This is a genomic window from Phyllobacterium endophyticum (assembly GCF_003010935.1).
Taxonomy (GTDB): Bacteria; Pseudomonadota; Alphaproteobacteria; order Rhizobiales; family Rhizobiaceae; genus Phyllobacterium; species Phyllobacterium endophyticum.
The window spans coordinates 831,302-855,293 of sequence record NZ_PGGN01000003.1 but is presented as its reverse complement, the minus strand read 5'-3'; the positions used below and the strand labels follow the sequence as shown (position 1 = coordinate 855,293).

At 59.8% G+C, this 23,992-nt stretch carries 12 protein-coding genes; 11 read left to right on the top strand and 1 reads right to left on the bottom strand.

Features of this window, described 5'->3' with window-relative positions; all coding sequences use genetic code 11:
* Window positions 1–283 precede the first annotated feature (283 nt).
* From repA to repC, 3 genes are all read left to right on the top strand, one after another.
* On the top strand, window positions 284–1,477 hold the full coding sequence (repA, locus tag CU100_RS18220; protein WP_106717954.1) for a plasmid partitioning protein RepA: 1,194 nt from the start codon (window positions 284–286) through the stop codon (window positions 1,475–1,477).
* A complete protein-coding gene (gene repB, locus CU100_RS18215; RefSeq protein WP_106717953.1) occupies window positions 1,477–2,505 on the top strand; it encodes a plasmid partitioning protein RepB in 1,029 nt (342 codons plus the stop codon). The genes repA and repB overlap by 1 nt, the downstream gene beginning before the upstream one ends.
* Window positions 2,506–2,663: 158 nt before the next feature.
* On the top strand, window positions 2,664–3,884 hold the full coding sequence (gene repC, locus CU100_RS18210; protein WP_106717952.1) for a plasmid replication protein RepC: 1,221 nt from the start codon (window positions 2,664–2,666) through the stop codon (window positions 3,882–3,884).
* 972 nt (window positions 3,885–4,856) lie between these two features.
* Here the strand turns inward: repC and CU100_RS18205 are convergent.
* Window positions 4,857–5,873, bottom strand: coding sequence for a CHAT domain-containing protein (locus CU100_RS18205; protein ID WP_170113884.1), 1,017 nt, complete (start codon window positions 5,871–5,873; stop codon window positions 4,857–4,859).
* A 195-nt stretch (window positions 5,874–6,068) separates the two neighbouring features.
* Between CU100_RS18205 and dpdE the strand changes: the two genes are divergently transcribed.
* The 8 genes from dpdE to dpdD are packed head-to-tail and all read left to right on the top strand — an operon-like array spanning window position 6,069 to window position 23,988.
* Complete coding sequence (gene dpdE, locus CU100_RS18200; RefSeq protein ID WP_280951618.1) at window positions 6,069–9,317, top strand: protein DpdE; 3,249 nt, start codon at window positions 6,069–6,071, stop codon at window positions 9,315–9,317.
* On the top strand, window positions 9,317–11,902 hold the full coding sequence (gene dpdF, locus CU100_RS18195) for a protein DpdF (RefSeq protein WP_106717949.1): 2,586 nt from the start codon (window positions 9,317–9,319) through the stop codon (window positions 11,900–11,902). Before dpdE ends, dpdF begins: the two co-directional genes overlap by 1 nt.
* A complete protein-coding gene (dpdG, locus tag CU100_RS18190) occupies window positions 11,899–12,801 on the top strand; it encodes a protein DpdG (RefSeq protein WP_106717948.1) in 903 nt (300 codons plus the stop codon). The genes dpdF and dpdG overlap by 4 nt, the downstream gene beginning before the upstream one ends.
* Window positions 12,801–15,911, top strand: a complete 3,111-nt coding sequence (gene dpdH / locus CU100_RS18185) for a protein DpdH (protein WP_106717947.1) — start codon at window positions 12,801–12,803, stop codon at window positions 15,909–15,911. The genes dpdG and dpdH overlap by 1 nt, the downstream gene beginning before the upstream one ends.
* Window positions 15,908–16,642, top strand: coding sequence for a hypothetical protein (locus CU100_RS18180; protein WP_106717946.1), 735 nt, complete (start codon window positions 15,908–15,910; stop codon window positions 16,640–16,642). The genes dpdH and CU100_RS18180 overlap by 4 nt, the downstream gene beginning before the upstream one ends.
* On the top strand, window positions 16,587–21,182 hold the full coding sequence (dpdJ, locus tag CU100_RS18175; RefSeq protein ID WP_106717945.1) for a protein DpdJ: 4,596 nt from the start codon (window positions 16,587–16,589) through the stop codon (window positions 21,180–21,182). Before CU100_RS18180 ends, dpdJ begins: the two co-directional genes overlap by 56 nt.
* A complete protein-coding gene (gene dpdK, locus CU100_RS18170; protein WP_106717944.1) occupies window positions 21,179–21,718 on the top strand; it encodes a phospholipase D-like domain-containing protein DpdK in 540 nt (179 codons plus the stop codon). The genes dpdJ and dpdK overlap by 4 nt, the downstream gene beginning before the upstream one ends.
* Window positions 21,715–23,988, top strand: a complete 2,274-nt coding sequence (gene dpdD / locus CU100_RS18165) for a protein DpdD (protein WP_106717943.1) — start codon at window positions 21,715–21,717, stop codon at window positions 23,986–23,988. The genes dpdK and dpdD overlap by 4 nt, the downstream gene beginning before the upstream one ends.
* Window positions 23,989–23,992: the final 4 nt, after the last annotated feature.

The window sequence follows — 23,992 nt, the reverse complement described above, 5'->3', positions numbered from 1 at the left end:
GCTGATCTTGGGCAAATTCGGCTCCGCGAAAGTTGACCGCGTATTTCCCGTTGGTAGACCTGTGGAAATGCCATCGCGCGCAGTTGTGGTGCGGTGCCACCTGCCAAAGTTGTCCGCGGACAACTGGCCGCAATTGTTGCGATCCATCGCCCCGTCAACAGCTCCGGGGCACTATTTGCTGCCCTATGGTTAAACATTTGTGAATCGTTTACGAATCGGAGCATATTATAACTGCGCAGTTCGATAAAATTCTGCGGCAATTGCGCAGTTCGAGGATTCGCCGATGTTACAAACACCTATGCAGAACAGTGAGCAGGAACACCTGCCGTCAATGTTGTCGGCGGATTCGATCGAGTTGTCACGGCAACTCCAACTGCATCAACAGAAAATATTTCCACCAACATCCCAAAAGACCATCCGTCACTTCACACCCGCGGAGGCCGCCTTCTATATCGGTATTGGCGAAGGGTATCTTCGCCAGGTAGCTTCCGAAGGACACGGACCCGAGCCTCTGGCAAACGGCAGGCGGTTGTACACACCCGATGATATGGACAATATCCGTCGATCTCTCGACGAGAAAAACGGAGCCCCTAAATACAGCCCGAACCGCCGTCCGGGTGAAAAACTTCAAGTCATCGCCGTGATGAATTTCAAGGGCGGGTCGGCCAAGACGACAACGTCGGCGCACCTTGCCCAGTATCTTGCCCTGCGCGGACACAAGGTTCTGGCGATTGACCTGGATCCACAGGCCTCTTTGTCGGCACTTTTCGGGCATCAACCCGAACTGGATGTCGGCGAGGGTGAGACGCTCTACGGTGCGATCCGCTACGAAGAGCCACGTCCAATCGCGGACATCGTTCGGGCAACATACACTCAGAGCCTGCATATCGTTCCGGGTAACCTCGAACTGATGGAGTTCGAGCACGAGACCCCGAGAGCGATTACGTCCGGATCGGCAGAATCCATGTTCTTTGCCCGCATAGGGGAGGTCCTAACGGATATCGAGAGTCTCTACGATGTGGTCATTATCGACTGTCCGCCTCAGCTTGGCTTTTTGACGATGTCCGCCTTGTGTGCAGCGACGTCGGTTTTGATCACCGTGCATCCGCAGATGCTGGATGTGATGTCCATGTCGCAATTTCTCGCCATGACGAGTGAGATGATGGCCGTCGTCGAAAGAGCAGGAGGACGCACCAGCTACGACTGGATGCGCTATCTCGTTACCAGATATGAGCCTAACGACGGCCCGCAAAGTCAAATGACTGGCTTCATGCGCGCCATCTTCGGCAATCGGATGCTGCACAATCATATGCTGAAATCCACCGCCATCTCCGACGCCGGCGTCACTAAACAAACACTCTATGAGGTTGACCGAAGCCAGTTCACTCGTGGCACCTATGATCGCGCGATGGAATCCTTGAACTTGGTCAATTCTGAAATCGAGAGCCTGCTGAAATCAACATGGGGGCGCAAATAATGGCTCGCAAGAATTTGATTGAAGTTTCTGCCGACGGAGATGCAACGCTCCAACAAGCAACGGCAATTTCTGCGGCAAGGCCCATCGCAGGGTTCGTCACTCCCGCGGTCCGCAGCACTCCTATCGGGGGTATCACCAAAACGCTGGGCAATATCACTCAGAAATTTGAACGTGCTCAGGACCTTGAGAAACAATTGGCAGAAGGCCAATTGATTGTCGAACTTGATCCTGCCTTGATCGACGGATCGTTTATCAGTGACCGACTTGGCATCGATCCCGTGGAACTTGCCGAACTTGTCTCCCAGATCAAAGACCATGGACAGCAGGTACCAATTCTTGTCCGACCGCACCCGCAGACCAATGGCCGCTATCAGGTGGCATATGGTCATCGCAGGTTAGCGGCCGTCAAGGAGCTTGGCATCAAGGTCCGGGCTGTCATCCGCGAACTGTCCGATGATCAGCTTGTGGTTAGCCAAGGCCAGGAGAACAACACTCGGACCAACCTTTCCTACATCGAGAGAGCCCTGTTTGCGGTTCGGCTCGAGGATCGGGCATTTTCCAGGGACACGATCATGGCTGCTCTCGGGATCGACAAGGCGGCCCTTTCGAAGATGATCTCGGTTGTGCGTCAAGTACCAATCGAGTTGATTGAAGCCATCGGGGCTGCACCCGAGGTCGGAAGACGGCGATGGATGGAACTCGCAGAGTTGCTGTCGAAGGCTAAAAGGAATGACCTGATGGTATTGTTGTCCGCGGACAACTTTAGGGCGCTGCCCAGCGAACAACGTTTTCAACGGATGATTGATCTTCTCAACGACAAAGCCGAGAAGGTCAGCGAACCCCCACCCCTTGCAGCCTGGAGCCCAGCTGACAAATCAGGCAGTATTTCCGTTAACGGCACCGCCAAGAAGGCTTCAATCAGCATCAAGGCAGACTATGGTCGGGAGTTTGCAGAGTTTATCACAGGCAGGTTGGATGGCCTTTATGAGGCATTCAAAAGGTCAAAAGGCGAAACAACAGGAGACTGACAACGCAAAAGAAAAAGGCCCCCTAACGACGTAGTCGCGGAAGCCCTTCTCATAAGTCTGAACAGCTAGAGAATCGCATTTCCCCGAATCCCTGTCAAGAGTATTTGACGTCGTTTTGGCGAGCGGAAGTCTTTTGCCTTTTAAAAAGGTGAACGGAGATGCTTGGAATTCCTATAACGACCCCTTTCGGGGGCCGCGCGATGACGCTTGCGCATTTGAAAGCACAACATAGGGCAAAAGAGGTTGAAGAAGGAAAAACCGTCGACAAATGGCAGCTCTATCGCTGGCTGTGTGAAGCCAAGAGCATCGTCGGGGTTAGCGATCGCTCCCTGGCTGTTCTCAACGCTCTTCTGTCGTTTCTACCCGACGACGAACTGTCCGAAGACAACGGCCTGGTTGTGTTCCCCTCAAACATCCAGCTGAGCCTGCGCGCCCACGGCATGGCTCCCGCAACGCTGCGCCGACATCTTGCCCTGCTCGTTGAATGTGGCCTGATAACGCGGAAGGACAGCCCCAACGGCAAGCGCTATTCGCGCAAGGACGGGGCAGGAGAGATCACCGATGCTTTCGGCTTCTCACTGGCGCCGTTGCTGGCGCGCGCAGAGGAGTTGCAGAACGCCGCAGCAAGCGTTCGCGCCTCGGCAATGGCACTCAGGCTCATTCGCGAGCGGATGACGCTTCACAGGCGCGATATTGCCAAATTGATCGAGGTTGCCGTCGCCCAAGACATACCAGGCCAGTGGGACGACGTGTGGATACGGTTCCGCGCAGTCGTTGACGCAATCCCTCGGCGAGCCACAATCGCGGCCCTGGAGCCTTTCCTGTGCGAATTGGCTGCACTTCACGAGCTAGTGGCCAAAGCATTGGAAAACCATGTAAATACCCAAAATGCGAGCGCCAATGAGTCCAATAACGAGCGGCAGCAACAGAATTCACATACCGATACTATAGTTAATTCTGAACCTCGCATTCGGACCGACCAAGAGGCAACGCTCAAACAGGTCCAAAAAGCTCAGAAGGAAAAGAAAAATGTAACGAACTATCCCTTGAGCATGGTGATGAAAGCCTGTCCCGAAATTGCAGATTATGCCATCAACGGCATTGGCGGCTGGAGCGATTTGATCCGAACGGCAACCCAGGTTCGCGGTTATCTGGGCATCTCGCCATCAACCTATAACGACGCAGTCAACGTTTTGGGAATTCAAGAAACCGCCATTGTTATTGCCTGCATGCTGCGGCGGATACAAAGCATCAATTCAGCCGGCGCTTATCTGCGTACACTCACCGACAAGGCGAGGGCAGGGGAGTTCTCCGTGGGCCAGATGCTCATGGCAGCACTACGGTCGAAGGGATCCCATCTGCAGTTGGTGCCGAAATGACCCGCTTCAGTCCAACAGGCATCAAGTCTCAACCCGTAGAACAATCTTCGTATGAAGTGTCAATGCTCCACGACTGTCTCCCACCCGCTGCGTCGTCAAGGGCCTCCCTGCAGGGCAACACGGCACAGCCGCAACTTGCCCTTGATCCGATGCCAGAACGTGTCGAACGTTATCTGCCTTGGTCTAGACCCAGCATGGGCGAGGCAGGACTGTTCGAGATTAACCGGGGCGGATTGTCCTTGTACAATAATGCGAGTGATTAGAAATGGGTCGTTTGAAAATGCCGATAATAGGCAGATGAGCGTCCATGCGATCGTAGAGATGTCCGAAAAGCAAGGACTATGGGCGTTTTAAGCAGCGACAGATGCGCATGTCTTGGCTGTATACGCCTATCGATAAGGGTTAGTTATCGATAGTTATGGGGCAAGTATGGTTAATAGATGGTAACGATAGTGAATGTTGAAATAGCTTCCGGTTTGCAATAAAAAACACATGAAATCAATGGCACGCGAGCGGGAATTTGCTCTTCACCAGATGCGCGGGATAAGCGGAGCAGATTCCGGGTGTGGCTTCTGACTAACGATTTCAATTTGAAACGCTTAGCCAGGAATACGGTGTCAATTTCTGGCTAAGGACTTCAATTTTGCTGGCGTGTGCAATTCGCGCTAATCTGGTTCGAACGAAGGTACGCAATGCGCAAGGTATTGATTTCTGGACTTTTACCGGAAGTGGACCATTGAACCTTATCGGCTGTTCGAGACGTCTGACTTGGGTGACTTCAGAAGTGATGGAGAGATGTTGAACCAACTCGTCCATGCGGCGAATTCGTGCTGCGGTTGAATGAACGGCCGGACAGCCGGGTATGCGGACGAACCGACCTGACATACCGTCTGCCCCTCAATCCTATTGTGCTCCGAAAGCGGGGTGTCATCCCGTTGCTCCAATCGCCACTGACATTTTGCTAATAGCCGCTCAGTCGGGAGTCACCAGAACCAGATTGTCCACATCGACATCTTCTCGACAAACGCATTCGGGCAAATGATCTTCCGCTGACGCCAAAACGGAAAGGACGGCGCGTGCTTGATTTAAGGCACTACCGACGGATTGTGCACTGGCGATTGCGGAATAAAATTTTGTTGCGAACACGACCGCGGCGGTGTCTGTTATTTTATCCGACATGGCGACGACGACGGGGACCGCGCTCAACAACTCGTCCGCTCCGTCTAGGGTGTCACAAGCGTTCAAGACCAGGAGCCTTGGCGGCTCGTCTGTCGCCGACAGGAATCTTGTCAACTGTGAGTAATCGATACCGACACCGGCTGGCAATGCAACGCTACCATTGTCGAAGAGGATACCCGAACCGCCGCCGTGGCCCGAAAAGTGGACGACATGGGGTCTGATATCGTTCATCCCGTTCAGCATGTCTTCAAACGTTGCTGCCGGAAGATGCCGCACCACCACGCTGTCGCGGTACCGCGTGCCGCGCAGTTCATTCTGCACATTGCGCACCTCAGCATCTGTTCTCAGAGCACCTCCGGAAAGCATCTCAGGATTTGTGGTCAGATACAAAACCCGCAATGGCTCGGGCTTGGGCGCCGGCAGGGCGGCCATGCCATTCCGAAGTGAGGCCATTCGACGAATATGGCTTTCCTCTGCCCTTCGATCTTTCGAAGTCTGGCGCGCTAAAGCTGCTCGTTCAGATTTTTCGGCATTATCCAGACTTTTTTGTTTGGCCGCATTCGCTTTTGCCAGGTCCGCCAGATGCTTCTTGGCAGCGGCGACCTTCTTTTCGGAAGCGGCCGCTTTCGCTGCACTGCTCTCGGCCTGCCGGATATAGCTTGCACGCGACATCGGACTCTTCGTCTTGGAAGCAGCTTGGATCTTCTTCGATGCGTCTGCCGCGTGTTTATTGGCGTCGCGTGCGTGCTTAGCGACCTCCTGCTGAGCGTCCGCCTCGTTCTTTACGAGTCTAGCCAGCTCGCTCCGCAAAGTGTCAGTCCTGCTCATTTGCACCCCATGCCGAATTCATAACACGATCGATTTCAGAATTCGACGCTAGGAATTTGTGACAAAGTGTCGATGGGTTCGAAAACTACTTTCAGTAAAATGCAGATACTTTGCTATTGAGCAGCGAATCGTCAACCTTAGTGGCATAAGACGATCTAATAGCACGGGGGTTGAGCAGTGTTCGTTCAGTCGAACGAGGGGCAGTACGCATCGCTGGGTATAGGCAAGCTAGTCGGCCGAACCCGGTCTCTCTGCGTTGTCGAGTATTTCGATTCACCGATGACCGAGTTGGTCGTGCATCAGATTGAAAGTGATCTGATGGAGCGCGTGACGCTCGCTGAGCAGACCCGCATCTATCATTTCGACGAAGCGGCGGGGTCTTGGGAGATCGGTCGGCTGCTCGATGATCATGGCGACAGCCAACTCATCCAGTTCCCGAACGGCAAGGCGAAGCACCTGAAGGTCGGGGCGCTCTTTGTGCGGTGGGCTCGCCCCATCGAAGACCCAACGCCGTTCCTCGCGAACCGGATCAACGAGAGCCCAAGATTTTCCGATGGACGCAGTGTTTTCGTCCGTTCACAGACGCGCCAACGTGCAGCGTCGGTGGGAATGTCGGCCCTACTTGGGTCGGCGATCGAACTTGAGGCGCATCAAGTCGAGGTGGTGCGGCGCATCCTTCAGGACCCGGTGCAGCGATATTTGCTCGCGGACGAGGTTGGGCTGGGCAAAACGATAGAAGCCGGCGTCCTTATCCGGCAATGCATTATTGATGCGCAGCAGAAATGCAGCATCCTCGTGATTGCACCCGCAGCGCTGGTCGGTCAGTGGCGAAGTGAGCTTGCGAATAAATTTTTTCTCGGGCGCTGCCTGGATCGCAGCCTCCACGTTGTTGCACTCAGCGACTACGAAAGTATACGCGCGCTTCTGCCTAGCACTACGATGCTGGTGATCGACGAAGCGCATCATCTGACTGGGCAAAAGATGGGCGTCGGTAACGGAATTTACGACGACATCGCTGCTGCGTCACCGTCAATCGACCGTGTCCTGTTATTGTCGGCGACGCCGGCGCTCCGCAACGAGCGTGGCTTTCTTGAAATGCTACACCTGCTCGACCCCGCCACTTATCCGCTTAACGGCGAAATATCGTTTCGGCGGAAGATCGAACGCCGCCAGGCGCTGGCGGAGATTGTTGCCGGTCTGACACCCGAAAACGCGCTATACCTGGACTATACTATCGACCAGTTGGCGACGCTATTTCCTCATGACGAATTGCTGCAGGAGCATGCGGGGGATTTGCGCAGCGTCGTCGAGACGATGCCCGATCCCGAGGATCCTGCACTCGTCGAGGCGATCGGCCGGCTACACGCCCATCTCAGCGAAGTCTACAGGTTGCACCGACGCATCTTGCGCCATCGGCGACGGAACATCGGGGGGCTAACTCCTGACCGCTCTGGCGCGGAGATCATCCGATATGCGAGCACTGATCGCGCAGCATTGACAACCGCTTTGGATGACTGGCGGTTCGATGAGGCCGTTAAACTCGACGCTGCCGGCTCCGAAAAGCTCCGGAGCGATCGTGTACGCACCTTCTGGCAGGTGCTCGACCGCGCTTCGCAATATCCCATTCCTGGCGAAGGGAAGAACGGATTCCTCGCCGGCCAAACCGTGATGATGGGCGATCACGAACGCTTTGCGAAGATCAACCGTTCTCTCGAGCGCGCCGGCTTGTTTGAAGACCGAGCACAGGCACTGCTTGAAGTGCTCGCTCCGCTGGTGCGTAGTCGCGCCCAGTGCGTCGTTTTTTGTTCCGATCCGAAGACCGCCGACGCCCTTGCGAGGCTTATCCGAGACGCGCTGGAGATTACGGTCGATCGGCACGATCCCGAGGACGATTCATGGATAGCATTTGGAGGGGCGGCCGATCATCCTGTGCTCGTCTGCGACCGACGGGCCGAGGAGGGCCTCAACCTCCAGGGCGGAAAGAAGGTGGTTGTCCATTATGACCTGCCGCTCAACCCGAACCGGATCGAGCAGCGGCTCGGACGGGTAGATCGCTATGGATCCGGGGAGGCAGTGCGTTCACTCGTGCTGGCTTGCGAGGACGATCCCTTGGAAGTGGCTTGGATAGGGTATCTCGACACCGCCCTGAGGGTATTCGACCGCTCGGTTGCGAGCCTTCAATATTTGATCGAGGAGACCGTTCGTGAGATCGCGCGCTCACTTTTCACGGATGGTGCCGAGGCAATTACCGATCTGACAGCAAGCGGCGCAGGCGAGCAGGGTTCAATCGAACGCGAGATCAAATCGATGGATCAACAGGATGCGCTTGATGCGCTGGGAGCGCCTCCGACCGATATGATAGATGAGATTTCGGAAGTCGACGAGGATTGGCAGTCGCTCGCAAGCGATACGGCAGCCTGGCTCGACCAGACTCTCCAATTCGGCCGCGCCGACGAGGCGCGCCTGCTCGCCGGCGGCGCCAGTGCGGCAGCACCATTTCGTTACGTCTATTCGACCTCCAATCCGCAAACTCTGATCTCCCTTCCGGCGTTCATGACGCAGTGCGCGGCCGCACTCGATCTGGTGCTCGGGTCGAGGGGCGGGCGGACGGTCAGAACGATTCCGTACACATTCCGCAGACGAACTGCGCTCAGTCATGCCGCGCGCGCCAATGGCGTTCGTCTTTTGCGCTACGGTGATCCCCTGATCAGCGGACTGACCGCGCTCACGGAAGCTGATGATCGCGGTCGATCCTTCGCTATGTGGCGCTTTGTGCCCGATCATATCGGCGACCCGCTTGCCGAATTCTATTTTCGCTTCGATTTCATCTTAGAGGCGGACATCGCCCCGGCGATGGGCGTGCTGGCTGCATATCATCGTGAGACGAGCGCCGCCCGCGCGGCCGTTCGCCGACGAGGCGACATGGCGCTCGCCCCATTTTACCGCTCGATTTGGCTCGATCGTGAATTAAATCTGGTGGACGATGAGGCGCTGTTGGCGCGCTTGGGGCGTCCGTATAGCGTCAAGCCTGACCGTAGCGGGGCCCTCGATCTCAACCTGAACTCGAGAAGATGGCAGCGTCTGCTGCAGTTGCACCTCCCGGAACTCGCCTATTGGAGAGAGCTTTGCGGAAAGGCTAGATCGGTGGCAGAGGACGCGCTTCGTGCTGATCCCGAACTGATCGCAAGCCTTGGCCAAGCAGAGCAGCGGGCAGCTCGCGTCGATCAAGGGCGACTCGGGCAATTGCGGGTACGGGCACGTACGTCGACCGCCGAAGGAGAAAGTGCCGAGCTTATGTTCGAGGAGCAACTCGGCGCAAAACTGCGAGTCGGCATCAATTTCCCTCATGTTCGGCTTGATACGATTGGTGCAGTCTTCATCTCTGCGAGCCGATCGGCGACCGACCAAATTTCGGGCGGCATCTGATGGCCGTGCATGACTTCGGAAGCTTGCAGGATGCTTTGCTAGACCCCACCAAGGTTGTCAGACAGTCGCCGCTCACAGACGGCATTTTTGACAGGCTGACCCAAGTGCTCCTAGCTGCGAAGGAAGCGGGGCGGCTAAACAGTCCGCATGACGCGATGGCGCTTTTCCGGCACGTGCTGCGCCGGCAATCGCTGCGCGCGGGTCAGCAGGCGCAGTTGCGCGTTCCTTCGGGAGTAGGTTGGCCCACCCGAACCGATTGGGCGAGCTTTGGCATCCGTGCCCACAGTGAATCGAGCGGGCATCTCCTAATCGAGGCCCGACCATGGCGTGCGGCCTGGCTCGGGGACAGTGATAACCCAGTCTTCGAGGATGTCTTTGCCGAGCGGAATGTCCGGCTCGACTGGCAACGGCCGATCGATCCGTTCCTTGGCGAGGCGAGCGGTTTTGATACCTACGTGTCCCCGGGACAGCGAGAAGCCGTGCGCAGCGCCTTTCTGCTGCCGACCGGAGAGACTTTGGTGGTCGCTCTGCCGACTGGATCGGGCAAGAGCTTTGTCGCCCAGGCCCCCGTTCTCGCGCGGGGCCTCGAAGGCGGTCTATCGCTCTGTGTTGTGCCGACGACGGCACTGGCGCTCGATCAAGCGCGGCAGATGCGGCAGATGCTGAGACGCCGCTACCCACGCCGCGAAGTGCCCGCGCTTGCATGGCATGCCGGCCTGCGCACGGAGGAGCGCGCCGCCATCAAGTCCGCCATTCGCGAAGGTCGCCAAGGCATTCTGTATTGTTCGCCCGAGGCGGTGACGGGCGCGCTGCTGCCTTCACTTTACGATGCGGCGCGCGCAGGGCTGATCTCGTATATTATCGTCGATGAAGCCCATCTGGTGAGCCAATGGGGTGATGGCTTCCGCCCCGCCTTTCAAATGCTGGCGGGCGTGCGTCGCGGTCTGCTTGAAGCATGCCCTGAGGCCCGGCGGTTTAGGACGCTTCTGATGTCCGCGACCCTGGCGCCTGACACGGTGGAAACAATCGACGCGTTGTTCGGGCCCGCGCGCACTGTCCAGATGGTCGCCTCCGTCCATCTTCGACCAGAGCCGCAATACTGGGTGCATCGCGAGGACGATCCCGAAGACAAGGATCGTAAAGTTCTCGAACTCCTGCGGCAAGCACCGCGCCCGTTCATCCTCTATGTGACAAAGCGCAGTGATGCGAAACGATGGATGCGGTTGTTGCGGAGCGAAGGTTATGCTCGCATCGAATGCTTTCACGGCGAGACGCCCCATGCCGATCGTCTGCGGATTATCGACCAGTGGTCTGAGGGAGGACTCGATGGAATCGTCGCCACATCAGCCTTTGGGGTCGGCATCGACAAACGCGACGTACGGACGGTTATTCATGCCGCCGTGCCTGAGACGCTTGATCGCTTCTATCAGGAAGTGGGGCGTGGTGGACGCGATGGGTGTCCCTCGGCGTCGTTCCTGATCTACTCGCGAGAGGACCAGGAGACGGCCTATCAGATCGCCTCGCCTTCTTTGATAAGCGACGATCTCGCGTTTGAGCGGTGGACGACCATGTATGGTCAAAGCGTGCAACTCGATGCCATAGGGCAGTTGCTCGAGGTGGACTTAGCGGTCGTTCCGCCGCGGCTGCGCAGACAGTCAGACTATAACCAGTCCTGGAACATGCGTACGTTGATCATGATGGCTAGGGCCGGCTTGCTCGAATTGGAATCGCAGCCGCCGTCCCGCATCGCGCAGCTGGAAGACGAGGGCGAATCCGCCTTTGAACTACGCAGTGATGAGCATTGGTCCAAATTTTTTCAGCGCACCGTTGTTGGCATGTCGGAGTTCGGCCACCTCAGCCGCGAACGCTTCGAAGCGCTGATCGGTCAGGAGCGGCAGCGCTCGTTCGATACAGCGACCGAGAACCGCGCCGTGCTCGACAAGCTGCTCAGCGGTTCGACCGAGGTTTCACTGCTGCTGGATCATCTTTATCGCAGTAATGCACCGGGGCGTTCGGTGATTGTTTCACGCGCCTGTGGGGGATGCCCGACGCATCGACGCGATGGGACGGCTACAACCGACTATCCGGCGCCTCCCGCCTACGGCATCGAGCAGGTCGGGCACTTCGACCTCAGTCTCTTTTCCGCTCGCTTCCCGCACCTCGACGTAAGCCAGCCGATTATACTGCCCCTCGAGGACCCGCTCGACGACGATGAGATCGGTAGCCTGCTCCGCAATTTTGTCGCGATGTTCGGCGTGCGCGAGATTGCGACCTCTTCGTCGTTTCGCAAGCGCAGCGCCGCGCTGTCAGTCCTGCACAAGCAAAGCGATGATCATGTGCTGTTATTGCAGACGCTCGAAGAAGAAATGCTTCGTCCCTCGTCCTACGAGCTTCCCCGGGTAACGCTCTGGACGGACGCGATGGGCAGGACCTTGCCGAGAGAATTATTCTTCATGAAACGACCGCTGCATGTCATCATATTATCGGCCTCGACGCCAGACCCATGGAACTTTGCACGCCGCATTGCCGACACTGGCTCCAATGTGCTAGCCGTCGATCAATTCAACCTCGGAGCGCGCCTGTGAGTGTCCTCAACCAAACCAGCGACGGGCTGTTCAATGTGCTGATCGTGCTGGTTCGTGCGCTCGTTCGCTTTGGGCCAAAGGGTCGCGAGGATCTACTCCTTGCATGTGGCGCCGCCGCTGACGCTTTCGACACCAGCCAGTTGACAAGGACGCTGAACCGCTGGACCGAGCTTGGCCTGTTTGGCGAGGAAAACGGGTTGGTTATCATTGCTGAGCCGTACCGTTCTGCGCTTGGCAAGAACGCCGAGGGAGCGGAAAATCGCCTTCCGAAAGTGGCGCGCACAGTGGCGCTGCAGTCGGCAAACAATGCGCGTTTTTGGGAGAGTGAGGAAGCCAAGAGCGCGGACCTGTCGCGCGGCGTGGCGTGGATGCTCGCCCAGGACATATATACGCTCGACGCCAATTCAGAACGTCTGGCTGACCTAGAGGGGCGGCAGCTGCTCGACAGCGGCGCGCAGAAGATTGCCCAGAACAATACGCGCTGGAACGGCCTCAAAACCTGGATGCTCTATCTGGGGTTCGCCCGCGACGGCGTGCAGTGGGTCGTGGATCCAACGCAGGCTTTGCGCGAGACTCTCCCCGAGATATTCGGTTCGAACCCAGAATTGTCCGCTCCAGCTTTTATGGAGCGGGCTGCCGCTGTGCTTCCGGTCCTCGACGGTGGGGCCTATCGGGTCCAGGTCGAGGGCGCGTTGAAGGAAAGCGCTCGGCCTAAGCTCCGTGCTGGCCTCGTCTCCTCGTCCTTATCCCGGGCGATCCAACGCCTCGATCATGAGGGGTCCATCGCGCTCTCAAACCGAAGCGACCCTGAAGGGGTTGTGACGCTCACCGGCAGCAATGCCCGCACCTGGCGGGACGTATCCCATGTAGCCCTGGCGCAAACAGGAAAGGCGCGCTGATGCTCGAGAGATATTGGCCTGAGACCGAGGAGGTCAACGCGTGCATCAAGAACGAAGCTGAGACCGCGGACGTGTCGGTCTTGCTGGCAGTTCATCAGCCGACTCCGCTCACGACTCGCAATGCCGGTACGAACATCGAGGCTTCGGCAAGCGAGCAGGAACTGCTCGATGCTTTTCTTTCCAACGACGTGCCGGGCGGATATCTACTGTTTCCGATCACCGGACCCTCCGGCGTCGGCAAGTCACACATCATCCGCTGGCTCGACGCGCAGCTACAGCGCTCGCCCAAGCGGGATCGCCTCCACATTATCCGTATTCCAAAGAGTGCAAGTCTCCGACGCGTTGTCGAACTCATTCTCGAGCCGCTGGAAGGCGATCCGCGTTTCGAGGCGTCGCGATCGGAGCTAACGCGCGCGGTTGCGGAGGTCGATAAGCGCAAGGCAGTGGTGCTGTTCCGCGCACAGATCGAGAATGCGCTGGCGAGCCGAGCGGACGCACTGATTGTGGAGGCACGCGAGCACAAAGAACGACGCGCCGAGCTATCGGTCATGATCGGTCACGCAAGAGACTTGCCGAAATTGTTCAGCGACGCGGCGCTCAGGGACTATTTCGATGACACCGTGTTGGCCAGGGTGGTCGCTCGCGCGCTGCGAGGCCGGGAAGACGGTGCGGAGGGAGACGAAACTCAGTCACAATTTTTCGCCGAAGATTTCCTCCTCCCCGACGAGATCGATCTCAATGAAGCGGCACTGCCGGTAAAGACCTATTATCAGACTCAACTCGCTGTTCAGGATGTCCGCCGCCGTCAGGCCGCGGCCGACCTTCTCAACACAATTGTCGACACGGCGATTGGAAATGTCTTCCAGCTTGAGCAGAGCACGGGCGGCATTACCTTGCAGGACATCATTCTCGGCATCCGTGAAATCCTGCTAAAGGACGATAAAGACCTAGTCCTGCTCGTCGAGGATTTTGCCGCGCTGTCGGGCATTCAGGATGTGCTACTCAAGGTATGCGTGCAGGAAGGCACTCATGATGGGAAGAAGGTGCGCGCCACCATGCGTACGGCGCTCGCGCTCACCGACGGTTATCTTGCCTCGCGCGACACGATCCTGACGCGCGCGCAGCGCGTTTGGGTGATCGGCCACCGTGAGCAGAGCGACCAGGAGATCAAGCGCGCCGTTACCGAGATGGTCGGCGCGTATTTGAATGCGGGCCGTTGGGGTGAAGACGGCCTGCGCAAACGCTTCAACCGCCGCGGTGCCGACGACGGGCTCACCGGCTGGTTGCCGCCCTGGCGGGACGAGGAGCAGAGCGACGAGGAGGCTGAGGCGCTGACCGCCTTCGGATACTCGGCACGCGGCCACGCGCTATTTCCATACAACCATCTGGCAATCGAGCAACTCGTCCACCGACATCTGACCGAGGCTGACCGGCTCATCTTTAACCCGCGCCGGGTAATCAACGAGATCCTCCGCCGTCCGCTGCTTATGCGGGGGAATTTTCTCAGCGGGAATTTCCCCCCGCCCGAATTCCACGGGCTGCGCCCGAACGCATATCTCGCTGGGCTGGTCCGGCAAGCAAGCCAACCCGAACCCGTCAAGCGGCGCTTGGGCTCGGCGCTGGCGGTATGGGGCGGCAATGCGGCAGATCAGGCCGCGCTTGCCCATGTGCCCCCGGCGATCTTTTCCACCTTCGCGCTGCCGACGCCAGCCGAACTCGCTAGCGTGGTGTTTGTACCTTCACATGCTCTGCCTACCTCAACGGCAGGCGCGGCTCCCATAGAAACTCCGCCCTCCGCGCCGCCTCCAGCAGGAGCCGAGCAGGATCCGCGTGCCGCGGCATGGTCGAAGAAGCTGGATGCTTGGGCGTCTGGCACCGAGTTGGTTCAGGCTGACGCGCGTGAACTTCGAAGCGCCCTGGCGGCGATGCTGAAGGGCGCAATCAATTGGCCCGCACTTCGCATTCCAGATCAGGAAATCAAGGCCACATGGCTCGCTATCGCCGGGGCTCGAAACAATCCGATCGGCGGTCGTATTCTTGTCGTTTGCGATAACCATGACGACTTGGAAGGGACATTGCGCGAAGGGTTTCTCGGCGCGCTGCGGTTCGGGTTCAACGGTTATCGCTGGGATTATCCCGAGGCAGATATTGACTACGTCGCGAGCGCCGCGATCATCGATCGTTTGGTCGCGCAGTTGGTTCCGATGCTCGTCGCGGAAGCAAATGCGCAGACCGCGGTGATCGGCCGAGCCCTGCTCAATCAATCACGCATTGTCGGCCTTTCCCCTCCGGTTCGGCCGGCTAGTGCCGAACCACTTCTGCGCGGCCTCTTCTCGCCGCCGCCGCAGGTGGAGACGCACGCTTTCGAAGAAGGCTGGGATCAACTTCGCGCCCAGGCGACGGGGTCGGTTAACGGCCGAAGTACGCGCACGATCCTGCAACAACTGCTGCTCGATCGCAGCGCCAGCTTCCAGGGCACCGGAAGTAAGCCCTTCGCGGTCGACAGCCCTAGGCTGCTCGATGTGCTTGCCGGGGATCCGCCAACTGGGCCGCTTCCAGACGGGCTGCCGGACGAGGCTCGGACCTTTATTCCGACCATGACCGACGCGCGCATCTGGGGAAAGCTGCAGTCGGTCATAGCCAAGCTCCGTGCATTTCGCATCGAGACCGCCGATTATGTCGACGAAAGCTTCGACAAAGGCACTTTCGTTGCGGATCTGCGCGAAATTATCCCACTGCTGCAGAAGACCAACTGCTGGCCCGACAATGTCACGATCAAGAACAGCGAGTTCGAAATTCGCCTAACAGAGTTCCAGACCAGCCGCTTCGTTGACTTAGTGGAAAAGACGGCGATGATCGTCGATGAAGCTGACCGCGAACAAATCCCCAAGTTGCTCAACGCGCTTGGGTCGCTCGATCTCGGATTGATCCAGCGGACCATGTCGTTCCTGACTCTCGCCACCCAGATTGTGTCGCAAGCTGAGCCGCGCGTCACTCAGCAGGAGGCGGTTCGGGGCCAGTCAGATCCTAACGCTGTTGCGGCGGAGATCACTAGCCTGCTCGAAGGCGTGAGTGGAACGTCACACGTGGCTGCGGAGGCCGCAGAATGAGCACCTCCCTTCCTGCTCGCACCAAGGCGCTTCGCGAACGGTTGGTTGCGCTCGACCTGCTTGGTGCGAATGTCGAGGAAACAGGGTTGCTCGAGGACCTGCGCTCCGACCTCGCGCCGCCCGCGGTCGAACTCAGCCGTGCCCTCGACCAGCGTGCGCTGCTGCTGGGTTCGGAAATCGAAACGCCCGAACCACCCTCGCTCGAGACGGCACGTAAACGGGCCGCGACACTGCTCGATCGCTTTTCGGCGGAGCGAAAGGCAGCCGCACTCAAGAAGGGTACTGGTTGGGCCAATCTCCTCAAGGAGATAAAGACGGCCTCCACGGACGTCTCCGCCTCCGTCGTGCGTGCATGGAAAGGATATCGGCAAACCCTGTTCACCGGCGAGGCGCCAGCGTTGGTGAAAGGCCGCATTGCCTTCACGCCGGCGAATAATGCCGCATTTAAGACCTATGAACAACTCCACCAAGCGTTCCGAGCCGAGTTCGACAAGTTCCCCGCGGACCACGCAGCGATCGAACGCGTGAAGGCACTGGCGGCACGGCTTACCGAGACGGCGAAGGAATTCGACTTCAACGTGCCGGTCGACGTGAAGCGCTTCCTCGAAGCCATCCAGAGCGGGGGAGCGAAGCTCGACCTACTGACCGAAGCGGTCCTCAAATGGCTCAACGAGAATGATGCGTTTGACAATTACCGGATCGTGCCGGGGAGTGCCGATGGAAGCCGATGAACCTTTGATGCTCGCCGCGCTTGATGAGATCGAGCAACGTGAAGCCCGGCTCCTGACATGGGGCCTTGTCGATGGCCACGTTTCGGCGGGCGAACTGCACGGCATTATCGATGCACTGCTCGACGATCCGAGATTGGGCGCCGGGGTTTCGTTCGCGGATGCAGGTCACGTCATTATCGCGCTGATCGATCGTGCTCTCCTGTTCGATGTCGGTGAGGTATCGGGCTTGCGATATCGGTCGCGGATGGCAGAAGGCGTGCGTCTACTGTTCCGGTTACGCCAACTGTTTCCGCAACATCGTGGGCCCATCGGCTGGCAGACCGCTCCGACCCTCGTTGCCGACTTCCGCTTTATTTGGCGCCGGCGCCTATATCCGCGGCGCGATATCGACGCGGCGACTGCGCTCGCAACAATCGCGTCAGCAACGCCCGATAGGGCCGCACGCGCTGCCCTCTCGGCGCTCGTCGATAGCTATGGGCCAAGATTTGCGCTTGCAGGCTTTCAAGTCGCGGCCGCTGCGCGGATACTTGGGAGCTTTGAGGGCTCTCACTCGACAGCCACGCTGGTCAGTGCCGGCACCGGTAGCGGCAAGACCTTGGCCTTCTATCTGCCCGCGCTGTCGCGGATCGCCTCGCATATCCAGCGTGATGCCGTCGGCGAGCGGTGGGTCAAGGTCCTCGCCCTTTATCCGCGCAACGAACTTCTGAAGGACCAGTTCGCCGAAGTCTATGGCAAGGCGCGCCGTCTCGATGCCTTGCTCGCGGTGCGCGGGCGCAGGAAGATACTGATCGGCACGTTCTTCGGTCCGACGCCTCGGTCGGCGGAAAAAGCCCCCGAGGCGCGTAGCGGCTGGCGGCAAACCTCCGCCGGTCTCGTCTGCGAGTATCTCCGTTGTCCCTCGACGGGCTGTGACGGCGACATGGCGTGGCGGGACGCGGACCGGCGCACGGGGCGCGAGCGGCTCGAATGCCTCGAATGTTCCGCCGCCATCGAGAGCGACGAGATCATTCTCACCCGCGACCGGTTGCAGAGGGAGGCGCCCGACATCCTGTTCACCACCACCGAGATGCTCAACCAGCGCATTGGGGACGACCGTTTCCGGCATCTCTTCGGAATCGGAGAGCGTGCGCAGCGACCGGTGGAAATGATGCTGCTGGACGAGGTCCATACCTATGCCGGCAGTTCTGGTGCTCAAGTCGCCTTCCTCTTGCGTCGCTGGCGGCGACTCCTCCGGCGGCACGTTAGCTTTGTGGGCTTGTCCGCGACGCTCAAGGACGGTGCGCGCTTCTTCGCACAATTGACCGGCTTGTACGAACAGGCGTCGGCCGAAATCGCCCCTTCCAACCGTGACATGATCGCGGAAGGCGCCGAGTATCTGCTCGCGTTGCGGGGCGATCCCGTGTCGCGCACCGCACTGCTGTCGACGACGATCCAGACGGGGATGCTCCTTTCCCGGCTTCTCGACGCGCCGGATGAACGCAAGAGCCGGGGCATCATCGGGGAACGTGTATTCCTGTTCACAGATGACATCGATGTTACCAACCGCATGTATTTCGCCATGCTCGATGCCGAGGGCCGACGGAGCAGCGGCGTGCCCGACTTGGCGAACAAGCCGGACGGCGGCCTGGCTTCGCTGCGCCGTCCGCTGCCGGCCCAGCACCGCAAGCTGCATGGGCAGGATTGGGAGGCGGTGGTTGAGATCGGCCACACTCTCCAGCCGCAGGATCGCAAGGCGATCGGGCGCGTGATGTCGATGGATCCGGGTGTCGGCAACAATCTCGACATCATTGTCGCGACCGCTTCGCTCGAAGTTGGATTCAACGATCCGCGCGTCGGTGCGGTCATCCAGCACAAGGCACCGCGCGACGTTGCGCAATTTCTCCAGCGCAAAGGTCGGGCTGGCCGATCGCGCCAGATGCGGCCTTGGACCGTCGCGGTGCTGTCCGACTATGGCCGGGACCGTCTCGCATATCAGAGCTACGACCTGCTGTTCGATCCCGAGTTGCCGCTGCGTACGCTGCCGATCGCTAACCGCTATGTGATGCGCATTCAGGCGGTCTATGCGACGCTCGACTATCTGAGCCAGATGCTCGGTTCCTCCCCCCAGGGGAGCGTGTGGCTGGACCTGTCGAGCAGTACTGACAACAATTACCAGCGGGCGCGGCAGACAGCGCTCGCCGGCCTTATCCGCCGCATCCTCAGCATCCCCGCCGAACTCGACCGCTATGCGTCCTATCTCGCCTCGGCGCTGAAGGTCGAAGAAAGCGCGGTCACGCCATTGCTCTGGGATCACCCCCGGCCGCTGATGACGCAGGTCCTGCCGACTGCCCTTCGCCGGCTCGAGAGCAACTGGCGCGCCAGGGGCCGTGCGGGTGAGGATCATCAGGTCTTCAACTCGCCTCTACCCGAATTCGCGCCAGCCAACCTGTTCAGCGACCTCAACCTTCCCGAAGTCGATATCGTCCTGCCGCAACCCGGCAGCGCAACGCCCGAGCGGGCTGCTATGCCGATCGTGCAGGCCCTGCGCGAGTTCGCCCCCGGCCGCGTGTCGCGGCGATACGGCATCAGCCACGCGTTCGAGCGGCATTGGTTATGCCCGGCACTCGACCAGAACCGCGAGCAAGCCGTGCCGCTCGAGCCACTCGCTCGTCTCGACCGCCTCGGCGATTGGCCCATCAATGTCGCCGGTTCGGTTCGGCTGGTCCCCGTCTATCGGCCGCGCGTTCTCGAAGTCCAGCCGCCGCCCGGTACTGTCGTCGATACGTCCAACGCCCGACTTCGCTGGCGCAGTCAGCTTGTCGCGCGCGATCAGGGCTTAGTGCTCGATCCGCCGCGCGGCAGTTCTTGGACACCACTGATCGAAGACGTGCGGTTCTACTCTCACGAAGGGCTGAGCCCGATCGAGGTCCGCCGGACGACGCTTGGGAGCAATGCGGAGATTAGCTTCCGCGACGGCGGATCACTCGCCAAAGAGTTCCACTTCGAAGTTGGTGGTGAACCGGTCGCCCTTGGGTTCAGTCTTGCTGTCGATGCGATGTGCATGCGCCTGCGATTCCCCGAGGCCTTGTGGTCGAACCTCGGAGCGGAGTCGGACCCACGATATCGGGCGATGCGCACGGCGCGCTTCCACCATCAGGCATTGCACGGGCCGCTTGGCGAAAGGGTGGAGAATCCGTTCGCGCGAGAGTGGTTGGCCCATCTAATGCTTGCAGCCCTCAGCAATGAAGCGATGGCGCGTGGGATCTCGTTGAGGGAAGCGGCCGCACGGTTAGCGGACAGGAACGCCGAACTCAGCCTCGATCAGACGCTCAATATCCTGTTTCAGTCGGCGATCGTCGATGATGCCAATGCTCTAGGCAACCGGCAGGACAAGCTGCGCCAGGATCTGGCCGGCTTCCTCGCCGACCGGCAAGTGGTGGCCAGCCTATTTGATTTGGCTGCGATCCTATGGACGCCTATCGACGCGGGTTGGGAGCCATGGCTGCGCGAGCGATACGCTTCGACCGTCGGCGCGGCTGCGCTCAGCGCCATCACAAGCTTATGCCCGCAGATCGACGGCGAGAGTCTGATCCTCGATGTGACGGCAGGGGTTCGGGAAGAAGATGACGTCCTCGCCGGCACACCCGGTGGTGAGATCTGGATCAGTGAGATGGCGCCGGGCGGCAACGGGCAGATCGAGGAGGCGCAGCGTCAATACGTCGAGGACCCACGGCGGTTCTTCAGCCTGATGACGGCGACGCTACGCGACAATGATTTCTCCCTCAGCGACTATCAACTCGGTCGCTTCCTCGCGTCGGTCGTGGAGGGCGACAGCGACGATCCATTGCTGACCGCAACGCGTGCGTTCCGGCATGCCTCGGGCGCGGAGGAAAGCCATGCGAGTTTCACCGCGTTGCGTCACGCGCTCGCGGAGGAAGGATTCGTCACATTTCACGCGTTCGTTGTCGCGCTCGCCAACCGCATCCTCCGGCCCGGCTCGAGCGGCGACAGCGATGCCTTCTTCCTCGACGCAGTGCGGTTGTGGGACGCCGAGGAGGCGCGTCTCGGCATCGAACTGGATGCCCGCGTGCTCGCCTACCGGCTCGCGCGCTCCGACGACATTGATGCGGCACTTGCCCTGGCCGGCATCGAACCGCCGACGGTCAATCCGGATCAGTGGCGATTCGGCGTGATCTACGGACTGCTCTGGCCGCGCGGCGCGCAAATTCGGCAATCGGGCCTTCGGCCCTATTCGCCATTTGCCGATCTGCCGCTGCCTGATCCGCTGCTGTTGCGGACCTATCTGGCGGAGGATGCTGCGCTCATCAATCTCGAGGCTGACGGCTGGCAGGATCTTTGCCTCGATCGTCTCGCCGACGTCGGCGCCGCGACGTTGGTCTGCCCAATGGCGGCTTCACCGCTGCTGGCGGACGCTCTGAGCTTTCTGGCGACCAATCCGGTGCAGTCCGGCTATCTGTCGGTCTTTGCCCGCGTCCAGGCGGTGCGGCGGATGGAGGATGCCTTCCATGTCGATCTCGATGTCGCGGAGGCGCTGCAATGAGCTTTGAGACGCGACGGATCTTCAAGAGCGCGGTGACCAGCCAAAATCTCATTCGTGAACTCCTGCAAATGATGTTCCTCGGCGAACTCCTTGCGCCGGGCGGAGAGCGCGCTTGGCTGGTCAGCCCCTGGATCAGCAACGTGGTGTTATTCGACAACCGCGCAGGCGGTTTCGGCTCGATCAATCCGGAGTGGGGCAGCCGCGAGATCAGATTGGTCGAGGTTCTGACCGACGTCATGGCGCGCGGCACGGCGCTCGGCATTGCAACGAGCTTAGACGATCACAACGATCCGCTAATCAATGCGCTCGCGACGGCAGCCGACGAGGCCGGCCTCACTGACAAGTTGTGCGTCGTCCGGCGACAGCATCTTCACATTAAGGGCGTGCTGCTCAAACGAGGACTGCTCACCGGGTCGATGAACCTCACTTACAACGGCCTCGAATTGAACGACGAGATGGTGGTCTACGACACCACGCCGAAGACGCTCGCCGAAGCACAGATCAACTTTGAATCATATGTGGGCAAGGCCGCATGATCGAACATCTGCCCGCGAGTGAGCAAGAATGGCTAGAGGGCTTCTTCGTATCTCCCAACGAGCTGAGTTGGAGGTCGCTTCTCAGCGGCTCCGCCCCTGCGGAACAGGCGGATCAGGTTCGGCGATGGCTCACCCATCTCGGCGTCGAGAAAGCCAACGCGCCGCTGGTACTTCCGTTCGTGCGTGGCGGAGAGGTGACGGGCTGGTATGCCACTACGCAAGGAGCCGCAGGCGGATATGAACTCGGGGACGAACTCAATGCGTGGCTTGGGCCGACATGGCTGAGTCGCTGCGACCGAGTGCCAAGCGATGCCCCAGATCCGATGGCGGCCGCGCTTCGCAGCCGCTTTGGTGGGACTGTATATCGCTTCACCGGACCCGATGCCGCAGCAATGCGGACGATTGCCGACCGCTTAGGTGATTTTGCAGCGCTGCTCGAGCGAAAGCCGCGAGTGACACGCGCGCAGATCCGCCCGGTCGGAGCGATCCGTGGCGACTTCGAGCGCGCGCTGCTGACTGGCGACGAGACGCAGGCCGAGGCAATGATCGCCGAGTTGAAGCAGACCGGACGCCTCAGCGAGGAGAACCTCAAATACCTCGACGTGAGGCTGAGCGCGGGCCTCGGGCTCTGGCCGCAGATCGCGCGCGATCACTGGCTCATCAAGACGCTCGCGGATCTTGCCCTTCCGCCGCAGATTCTCGCAGACCTGATCGAGGCGCTCTACCGCACCTATGTCGACGAGGCGGAGGCGAGTGGCGATCCGGCCGCGCTGCGCGAAGCCTTCACCGTTCACGTCGCAACACCGTATCCCAAACTGTTTGCGTCGCGTCGGGGCATTCGCGCACCACGCGTGGTCAAGGCGTTCGCGCTGTTCGAGCAAATGCAACCGAGCCCAGACCTGGCGATCGTCGCTTCGCTCCTCGCGCTGTTGCCTGCAGGAACGCAAACCGCGGTGTTCGAGCCGGCTCCTGTCGCAGAGCCCAAGTCCCCATCTGCCACGACGTTGGACGAGGCGGACGAAGCATTTGACGACGGGCAGATCGATCGCGCCTTCGAATTTTACATGCGGCTGCCGCCGAGCAGGAAGACTATCAGCAGGTTGGTGTCCTGCGTGGGAACGATCGGGACCGACGAGGCTCAGGATCGTTTCATTGCGCTACTCGAAGGCTCCGACCCGGCGCTCCTCGATTCTTTGGCGCCCGCCGTCGCGGCGAAAATCGAGAGCCTGAGGCAATCGCAGACCGACGGTGCAACGCCTGCGCGAGCCGAACCGACGCCCGCAGCCGTGGTCAGCCCTTGGTTGCGGTGGGCACAGCAGTTGCAGGCGGGGCGAAATCTCGTCGTCGCCGAGCGCGACGTGCAATCCGCTCCGACCAACTGGAATGCGTCAGAGATAAGAGAAAGCAGTCCACTCGCCCAGCAGTTCGTCGATATCATCGGCGGCCTCGACGGCGAGGCCAGCGCGATCGCTCGCGCTGCCGTTCCCCAGATCTTCGCGGGCTTCTTCCCCGATGACGTGAAGGTGTCGCCGGCAGCGAAGCCGATCGCGTCGTTGCTGTTCCTGCTGATCGCGGTGAGCGATACGCTATCACGATCGGACCTCGACCTACTCGCACAGTTGACGACATTGCTAATCGAGCAGGGATTGTCATCATCCGAGTACGTGTCGCTGATGAATGATCTCGAAGATGTGCAGAAGAGGATCGGCTCCTACGCCTATCTGCCGTGGAGCCTCGACGTCGCTGAGTCGCTCGCGATCCTTCCCAGCCCGTCGGATCAGGCCCGCGACGCCCGGCTGAGGCTTTTTCTCCAGGTGCTTGGCCAAGCCGCCGGTTTTGCCCATCGACTGGCGCCAGCTGATCTAGTTTCGGTCGACACGCTGGCGAAAGACTATGGCGTCGGGCCCGAGGCGGTCAACGCCCTCAAGCGCGAGCAAGGCCTGGACGACGTTGCCGCCGCTGCTCTGCCCAACCTTGAGGGCAGGACAATCGGAATCTACACGCTGGCCGAAGCGGCGGGCAGTCGGGCGAAAATCGCGCTTGAAAAGCTGTTTCCCGGCTGCAAAGTGGTCGTCAATTCGGACCTGGTCGCGACGACTCAACTGACGAATCTCGCCAAGACTGCAGACCTGTTCGTCTTCGCCTGGAAGAGCAGTAGCCATCAAGCCTTCTACTGCGTGAAGGATGCGCTGGTCGGTAAAGAGCCGATCTGGGCGCCGGGTAAAGGAACGGCGAGCATCCTACGGGCAGTCCTCGATCGGCTCAACTGAAGCT

Coding starts and splice junctions, on each gene's coding strand:
- dpdJ (WP_106717945.1), top strand. CDS start 16,587: ATGATGCGTTTGACAATTACCGGATCGTGCCGGGGAGTGCCGATGGAA.
- repC (WP_106717952.1), top strand. CDS start 2,664: ATGCTTGGAATTCCTATAACGACCCCTTTCGGGGGCCGCGCGATGACG.
- dpdH (WP_106717947.1), top strand. CDS start 12,801: ATGCTCGAGAGATATTGGCCTGAGACCGAGGAGGTCAACGCGTGCATC.
- repB (WP_106717953.1), top strand. CDS start 1,477: ATGGCTCGCAAGAATTTGATTGAAGTTTCTGCCGACGGAGATGCAACG.
- CU100_RS18180 (WP_106717946.1), top strand. CDS start 15,908: ATGAGCACCTCCCTTCCTGCTCGCACCAAGGCGCTTCGCGAACGGTTG.
- repA (WP_106717954.1), top strand. CDS start 284: ATGTTACAAACACCTATGCAGAACAGTGAGCAGGAACACCTGCCGTCA.
- dpdK (WP_106717944.1), top strand. CDS start 21,179: ATGAGCTTTGAGACGCGACGGATCTTCAAGAGCGCGGTGACCAGCCAA.
- dpdD (WP_106717943.1), top strand. CDS start 21,715: ATGATCGAACATCTGCCCGCGAGTGAGCAAGAATGGCTAGAGGGCTTC.
- dpdF (WP_106717949.1), top strand. CDS start 9,317: ATGGCCGTGCATGACTTCGGAAGCTTGCAGGATGCTTTGCTAGACCCC.